The following is a 6916-nucleotide window of genomic DNA, read 5'->3' as shown; positions in this document are numbered from 1 at the left end:
CCGACCTGCTGGCGGGGCGCTGATCCATGACCCATTACCCGGGAGACGCCGCTCGGCCAGCCCCGTGTCGCGTGCTGGCCATCAACCCCAACACCAATCCAACCGTCACCCAGCGCGTCCGGGAGGTGCTGCAGGCCCAGGCCCCGCCCGGGGTGCTCATCGAGGCGGTGAGCCCGCCCCATGGCCCCCAGGCGGTGGAGAGCGGGCAGGACAAGGCCTGCGCCACGCGCCACGTGCTGGAGCTGATCGAAAGCCGCCTGGCAGAAGGCTACGCCGGCTACATCCTCGCCTGCTTCGATGATATCGCCGTCGCCGAGGCCCGCGCCCTGACCGGTGCCCCGGTGGTCAGCCTGGCGGAGGCCGGCATCCGCCGCGCGGATGCCACCGGCGGCCCCTTCACGGTGATCACCACCTTCGACGGGGCCGTGGCCACCATCGAGTCGCTCTGCGAGGGCTACGGCGTCAAGGAGCGCTGTCGGGTGGTGGCCACCGGCATCGGCGTCACCGACACGGCCGCGCGCGCACCCTGGGCCGAGGAGCAGCTGGCAAGGCTCTGCGAGCAGGCTCGGGCGCAGGGCGCGCGCGCCATCGTGCTGGGCTCCGGCGCCTTCGCCGGGCGCGGCGCGGAGCTGGCCGCGCGCCACGGCCTGGCGGTGATGGACGGCTTCGCCGAGGCGCTGGCCTTCGTGCTGCACCCTGCCGAGTCCCCGAGGGCACAGGGTCACTAGCCCGCTCACCTGGCGGGCCCCAGGCCCCATCGGTGGGTGGCGGGGCACGCACACAGCATCCCCGCCACGAAGAGGCGAGTTGAACTACGCTGTATGGCAGCTTGGCCGGATGGCTCCCTTGACGAGGAGCCACGCACGAGGGCGGATGCCATGCAACCACGAATCACGCTGATTACCCTGGGGGTCGACGACCTGGATCGGGCCCTGCGCTTCTATCGCGATGGCCTCGGACTGGCAACGCCCGGCATCATCGGCGAGGAGTTCGAGGAGGGCGATGGCGCCGTGGCCTTCTTCGACCTGCAGGGGGGGCTCAAGCTCGGCCTTTGGCCGCGCCGCTGCCTCGCCAACGATGCGAACCTGCCGATGGCCGCGCCGAGCGCCACCGAGTTCAGCCTGGCGCACAATGTCGCCTCCCGGGAGGAGGTCGACGCGGTGATGGCCCAGGCGAAGCATGCCGGCGCCACCATCACCAAGCTCGCCCATGAGACCTTCTGGGGCGGCTATGCCGGCTACTTCCAGGATCCCGACGGCCATCTGTGGGAAGTGGCCTGGAACCCGTATTGGGAGCTCGAGCCGTGATGAGGTGGCCCGTCACCCGCGATCGACGTGACGCGATCGACGACGAACAAGGAGCCCCCTCGGGCTGCGCAAGGGCCTGGCCTTGCTGGCCTACCTGGCCCTCGCCGGCCGCCCGGTCAGCCGCAACCTGCTGGCGGAACTGCTGTGGCCGGAGGCCCCCGCCGGGGATGGGCGGGCCAGCCTGCGCCGCGCTCTCCATCGCCTGCAGCAGAGGCTTGGCAGCGGCGTGATCCTTGGCACACCCGATACCATCGCCTTGGCCCCCGAGGTGGTGGCCGCCACCGATGCGGTCGTCTTCCGTGAGCAGCTCGCGCGGTCTCGAGACGCGGCCGACGCCCCGGCGTCCCTCGCCCTGCTCCGCCGGGCCGAAGCCCTCTATCGGGACGATTTTCTCGCAGGCTTCGGCATCCCCGAATGCCCCGACTTCGAGGATTGGCAGGTCCAACAGAGCGAGGCGCTGCGCCGGACCATTGCCGCCGGCGATCTGCCCGGCATCCTGGCCCCGGTGACCACGCCGACGCCGGTCCGGTATGTGGTCAGCGGCGGCGTGCACATCGCCTACCGCCTCTATGGGGATGGCCCGCTCACCCTGGTGGCCCTGCCCGGTTTCGTCTCCCATCTCGATTTCTACTGGGAACAACCCGAGCTTGCCCGCTTCATGCAGGCGCTGGGTCGCCTGGCCCGGGTGCTGTGTTTCGACAAGCGCGGCGCCGGCCTTTCCGACCGGGTCGACCCCGCCACGACGCCTCGCCAGCAGGCCATCCTCGACCCCGACGGACTCGCCTCCGCACTCATCGATTTCGCAGGACGCAGTGAGACGCCGACGGCGCCGGCAGGATAAGGCCGAACTCGGCCACCCCATCGGCACCCAGGGGAAAGGGGAAAAGAGAAGTTCAGGATCATCGCAAAACGTGCGAAGGCCAGGTGACTGCGCTGAACGGCCAGCCGCCTCACTCAGGTTCCGCGGCCCAGTAGCCGGGAGTGGTCGCGCCGGATGCGTGGCCACTCCAGGTGGAACCAGGGAGTAAAGGCCTCCGGCGTCGTTCTCAGCGCCTCGTCAACGTCCCCTGGCGAGAGGTAGCGGATGGCGTCGACCTCCTGGGGATTGGCCCGGGGTGTCGCGTCACTCCGGCCGGCATAGACCCAGCACAGCTCATGCTCGCTGCCCTTGTCGCCGAACCGCGCCCGGTACTGGAACTTGAACAGGAAGCTCATCTCGGCCTGGAGGCCGACCTCCTCGCGCAGGCGGCGCTGGATGGCGGCGTCCATGGCCTCGCCTCGCCGCGGATGGCTGCACACCGTGTTGGACCAGTAGCCCGGCCACAGCGGCTTGTGCGCGGCGCGGCGCTGGAGCAGCAGCGCCCCCGCCGAGTTGAACACGACGAGGGAAAAGGCACGATGCAAGCGCCCCTCCCCGCGGTGGGCATCGGCCTTCGTGCAGAAGCCCAGCTCGCGATCCTCGCTGTCGACGAGCACGAGAGGCTCATCGTCGAACGAAACGACGCGATCATCGTTGACCTCAGCCATCACGTCCCTCCTATGGTCCGCCAGCGCTGCCGCTCACAGGTTTGGGCGGCTCGAGGCTCGGGGATTGAAAGCCCACTATTCATTTCAAGAGAAGCGCTCTCCCTATAGGCTTGAATTCACTGGCCGCTCTGACCAGTGAAGCCGCCGTCAACTGAGGTACGCCATAGACCTCGGCCTTCTTCCCATGCACGACGCGGATTTTATCTACCAGCAGATCAAAATCCCCATCCCCCGTCACTAGGACGACGACATCTGCCAGCTCGGCGTATTCGATGGCATCGAGCGTGATGCCAACATCCCAATCACCTTTCGTGGAGCCGTCCGACCTTTGAATAAAGGGTTTCAGCTTCACCTCGAACCCAATGGCTCTGAGAATATTTTGAAACTCTCGTTGCTTCCGGTCACCCCGATCTATGGCATAGGCAATGGCCTTCACGACCGCTCTGCCAGCAGTTGCCTCGGCCCAAAACTTGTTGTAATCGAAATTGCTCTTATACGCTTCCCGCACCGTGTAGTAGACATTCTGTACGTCAACGAAGATCGCAACTTTGACCATGCTATGCACTCATTTTTATAAGAAGATGCTTCCAAACGAAGCGCCCCGAGCCAGTGACTGGCCCGGGGCGCATTCGAGACCGCCCAAGCGTCCGGGTTTAGACCGCCACCCCGGCCCGCTTGGCGCGGTGCGCATGGAGCTTCCTGTAGCTCTCGATCAGCCGCTGGTGCTTCTCCAGGCCCTCCAGCGCCAGGCTGGTGGGGGTCAGGCCATGAAAGCGCACCCTGCCCTCCACCGAGCCCACCACCGCCGCCAGGGTCGCCTCGCCGAACATCCGCCCGAGGTTGTAGCGGAAGTCGTCGAGCTCCAGCTCGTCATCGAGGGCGATCTCCAGCACCGCCTTCAGCGCCTGGTAGAAGAGCCCGCGCTCGACGGTGTTGTCGTTGTACTGCAGGAACATCTCGACCCGCTCCAGCGCCTCCTCGTGCTGGCCCAGCGCCAGGTGGATCAAGAGCTTCAGCTCGAGGATGGTCAGCTGGCCCCACACCGTGTTCTCGTCGAACTCGATGCCGATCAGGGTGATGATGTCCATGTGCTCGTCGAGCTGGCTCTCCTCCAGGCGCTCGAGCAGATCGGCCAGGGCATCGTCGCTCAGGCGGTGGAGGTCGAGAATGTCCTCCCGGTAGTCCAGCGCCATGTTGGTGTTGTCCCAGATCAGGTCCTCCACCGGGTAGACCTCGGAGTAGCCCGGCACCAGGATGCGGCACACCGGCGCGCCCAGGTCCTCGTGCACCGCCATGTAGGCCTCCAGGCCCAGCTCCTCGAGGATGCCGAACAGGGTCGCCGCCTCCTCTTCGTTCGTCCCAGAGAAGTCCCAGTCGGCGAACGCCACGTCCGCCTTGCTGCTGAAGAAGCGCCAGGAGACCACCCCCGAGGAGTCGATGAAGTGCTCGACGAAGTTGTTGGGCTCGGCGACGGCCTGGGAGTTGAAGGTGGGCGGCAGGAAGTCGTTGAGCCCCTCGAAGCTGCGGCCCTGCAGCAGCTCGGTGAGGCTACGCTCCAGCGCCACATGGAAGCTCGGGTGGGCGCCGAAGGAGGCGAAGACCCCGCCGGTCTTGGGGTTCATCAGGGTGACGCACATCACCGGGAACTGGCCGCCGAGGGAGGCGTCCTTGACCAGCACCGGGAAGCCCTGGGCCTCCAGCGCCTCGATGCCCTCGACGATCTCGGGGTAGCGGGCCAGCACCGCCTGGGGCACGTCCGGCAGGGCGAGCTCCTCCTCGATGATCTGGCGCTTCACCGCCCGCTCGAAGATCTCCGAGAGGCACTGCACCTGGGCCTCGGCCAGGGTGTTGCCGGCGCTCATGCCGTTGCTGAGGTAGAGGTTCTCGATCAGGTTCGACGGGAAGTAGACCGTCTCGCCGTCGGAGCGGCGCACGAAGGGCAAGGCGACGATGCCGCGGGCTGCCTTGCCGGAGTTGGTGTCGATCAGGTGCGAGCTGCGCAGTTCGCCCTCGGGGTCGTAGATCTCGCGGGTAGTGTCATCCAGGATGCCCGCCGGCAGCGCGTCGTTCGGCCCCGGCTGGAACCACTCCTCGTTGGGGTAGTGGACGAAGGCGCTCGCCGCGATCTCCTCGCCGAAGAACTGGTCGTTGTAGAAGAAGTTGCAGCTCAGCCGCTCGATGAACTCGCCCAGCGCCGAGCAGAGCGCGCTCTCCTTGGTGGCGCCCTTGCCGTTGGTGAAGCACATCGGCGAGGCCGCATCGCGGATATGCAGCGACCAGACGTGGGGCACGATGTTGCGCCAGGAGGCGATCTCGATCTTCATGCCGAGTTCGGCGAGCATCCCGGTCATGTTGGCGATGGTCTGCTCCAGCGGCAGATCCTTGCCCTCGATCCAGGTGCCCTGCTCGCCATTCGCCTCGCCCACCGGCTTGCCCAGCAGCAGCGCCTGGGCGTCCTCGTCGATGTTCTCCACCACCTCGATCTGGAACTCGGGGCCGGTCTGCACCACCTTCTTCACCGTGCAGCGATCGATGGAGCGCAGGATGCCCTCGCGGTCCTTGGCGGAGATCTCCTCGGGCAGCTCCACCTGGATCTTGAAGATCTGCTTGTAGCGGTTCTCCGGGTCGACGATGTTGTTCTGCGCCAGGCGGATGTTCTCGGTGGGGATGCCCCGCGTGTTGCAGTAGACCTTGACGAAGTAGGCCGCGCACATCGCCGAGGAGGCCAGGAAGTAGTCGAAGGGGCCGGGGGCCGAGCCGTCGCCCTTGTAGCGGATCGGCTGGTCGGAGATGACGGTGAAGTCGTCGAACTTGGCCTCCAGGCGGAGGTTGTCGAGATAGTTGACCTTGATTTCCATGGGACACCGGACGAGTTGGCGTGGGCAGCACGGGGGCGGAAAACCCGCCATTATCCCGGTTTTGGGCCCGCCCGTCTCGGGATCGAACAAAAATTCACCAACCGGGCAGCGGACCGGGCCCCTGGGCGCCGCCGAACGCCCCGACGGCGGGGCCACCCTCCCCTGCCCCGCCCCACCCAGGCCCTCGCTCTGCCAACAGCGCTGGCAGATAGGGGCAGGGCAGGATCACTCGTCACTGAGGTAGCCGATCAGTACCGGGACGCCCCCGCGCTCCTTGAGGTAGAAGGTTCCCTTCTGGCCTGGCTCCGGGGAGTGGAATTCCTCTTCGAAAATCGCAAACAGCCCCGGGTGTCCGGGCCGGAATGCGATCTCTCCGCCCGGCCGGCGGCCCTTGATCACGCGTTCCACGTACGCCCGGACCGGGAAGGTGAATCCGTATTGTCCTATCGTGTCGGTCTCCAGCACGACGCCTTGGAGGACCAGGGTGGCCTGATCGTGGAGCTCGTTGGCCGTATACGGCGCGTGGCGGGTCTCGGCGAGCACGGCTTTGCCGGCGGCAAGGAGCAGGGCAACCGCGCACATGAATAAGAGAGTCGATCGGATCAAGGGTCATTCACCTGTCAAGGAACTTGTCGCCAAAGAGCTTCAGTTATTCCTGAATCCGTGAAGCCGGCGCCGGCACTTCCCCTATCACCGCCAGCGAGCATTTTTTGACCTCCGATCCCGTCTCAATCGACCAACATATGCCTGTTATGGCCGACCCTGGCTGCGTCGGTCGGCGTCGACGGCCCGTGTTGTCATGCCTTTCCACCCGCTGGGCACAGTCAACTTCGCGGTCATGTGCCGCCCGAAACTGTCTGTGGATAACATACCGTCGATCATCCGTCAGCATGGCGTTCCGCGCGGATAGCGCAGGCGGCTTCGCAGAGTGGTCAACACCGTCATGCGCTCGATGTCCTGCCCAAAGTCGAGGATGATCTGCCGCGCCTTGTGGATCACGAGGGCCGCACGATGCACCAATTCTTGCAACACGGTGCGTAGCCGGCGCCGCTTGGCGGGATGGCGTACCGGACTCAGCTCGCCGGTCATGCCCATCTGGCCCATCAGCCGTAAGATGTTGTAGGCCAGCTGGGCGAGGTGCAGGATCAGATCGTTGGTGGCGAACTTCCCCGAAGGCAGCCGCTCCAGGTCGAGATCCGTCTTGATCTCGCTATGGAACTGCTC

The 6916-nt window shown here is 66.1% G+C and carries 8 protein-coding genes; 3 read left to right on the top strand and 5 right to left on the bottom strand.

Annotated features, from left to right (window positions below; genetic code table 11):
* Positions 1–26: 26 nt before the first annotated feature.
* From J5F18_RS10410 to J5F18_RS10400, 3 genes are all read left to right on the top strand, one after another.
* Positions 27–728 (top strand): aspartate/glutamate racemase family protein, encoded by a 702-nt coding sequence (locus J5F18_RS10410; protein ID WP_346298584.1) that lies wholly within the window; start codon positions 27–29, stop codon positions 726–728.
* Positions 729–878: 150 nt separating this feature from the next.
* Positions 879–1307, top strand: a complete 429-nt coding sequence (locus J5F18_RS10405) for a VOC family protein (protein ID WP_346298583.1) — start codon at positions 879–881, stop codon at positions 1305–1307.
* 82 nt (positions 1308–1389) lie between these two features.
* Entirely contained in the window at positions 1390–2148 is a 759-nt protein-coding gene (locus J5F18_RS10400) for a hypothetical protein (RefSeq protein WP_346298582.1), read from the top strand.
* A gap of 113 nt (positions 2149–2261) precedes the next feature.
* On the opposite strand, the gene idi is transcribed toward J5F18_RS10400, so the two are convergent.
* The 5 genes from idi to J5F18_RS10375 all read right to left on the bottom strand — a co-directional run.
* Positions 2262–2834, bottom strand: a complete 573-nt coding sequence (idi, locus tag J5F18_RS10395; protein WP_346298581.1) for an isopentenyl-diphosphate Delta-isomerase — start codon at positions 2832–2834, stop codon at positions 2262–2264.
* A 79-nt stretch (positions 2835–2913) separates the two neighbouring features.
* On the bottom strand, positions 2914–3390 hold the full coding sequence (locus tag J5F18_RS10390; protein ID WP_346298580.1) for an NYN domain-containing protein: 477 nt from the start codon (positions 3388–3390) through the stop codon (positions 2914–2916).
* A 97-nt stretch (positions 3391–3487) separates the two neighbouring features.
* Positions 3488–5692, bottom strand: coding sequence for an OsmC domain/YcaO domain-containing protein (locus J5F18_RS10385; protein WP_346298579.1), 2205 nt, complete (start codon positions 5690–5692; stop codon positions 3488–3490).
* Between the two features lie 225 nt (positions 5693–5917).
* Positions 5918–6298, bottom strand: a complete 381-nt coding sequence (locus J5F18_RS10380; protein ID WP_346298578.1) for a hypothetical protein — start codon at positions 6296–6298, stop codon at positions 5918–5920.
* 279 nt (positions 6299–6577) lie between these two features.
* Positions 6578–6916, bottom strand: a 339-nt coding sequence (locus J5F18_RS10375) for a transposase (RefSeq protein WP_346298577.1), incomplete at its 5' end; no start/stop codon positions are given.

The sequence above is a fragment of the Halomonas sp. BM-2019 genome, from assembly GCF_017584085.1.
Note: the sequence above shows the minus strand (reverse complement) of the source record. Positions and strands in the feature narration are given on the sequence as shown.

Bases quoted from the DNA above. Each gene is read 5' to 3' on its own strand.
- J5F18_RS10390 (WP_346298580.1), bottom strand. From the start codon at position 3,390: ATGGTCAAAGTTGCGATCTTCGTTGACGTACAGAATGTCTACTACACG.
- J5F18_RS10410 (WP_346298584.1), top strand. From the start codon at position 27: ATGACCCATTACCCGGGAGACGCCGCTCGGCCAGCCCCGTGTCGCGTG.
- J5F18_RS10385 (WP_346298579.1), bottom strand. From the start codon at position 5,692: ATGGAAATCAAGGTCAACTATCTCGACAACCTCCGCCTGGAGGCCAAG.
- idi (WP_346298581.1), bottom strand. From the start codon at position 2,834: ATGGCTGAGGTCAACGATGATCGCGTCGTTTCGTTCGACGATGAGCCT.
- J5F18_RS10405 (WP_346298583.1), top strand. From the start codon at position 879: ATGCAACCACGAATCACGCTGATTACCCTGGGGGTCGACGACCTGGAT.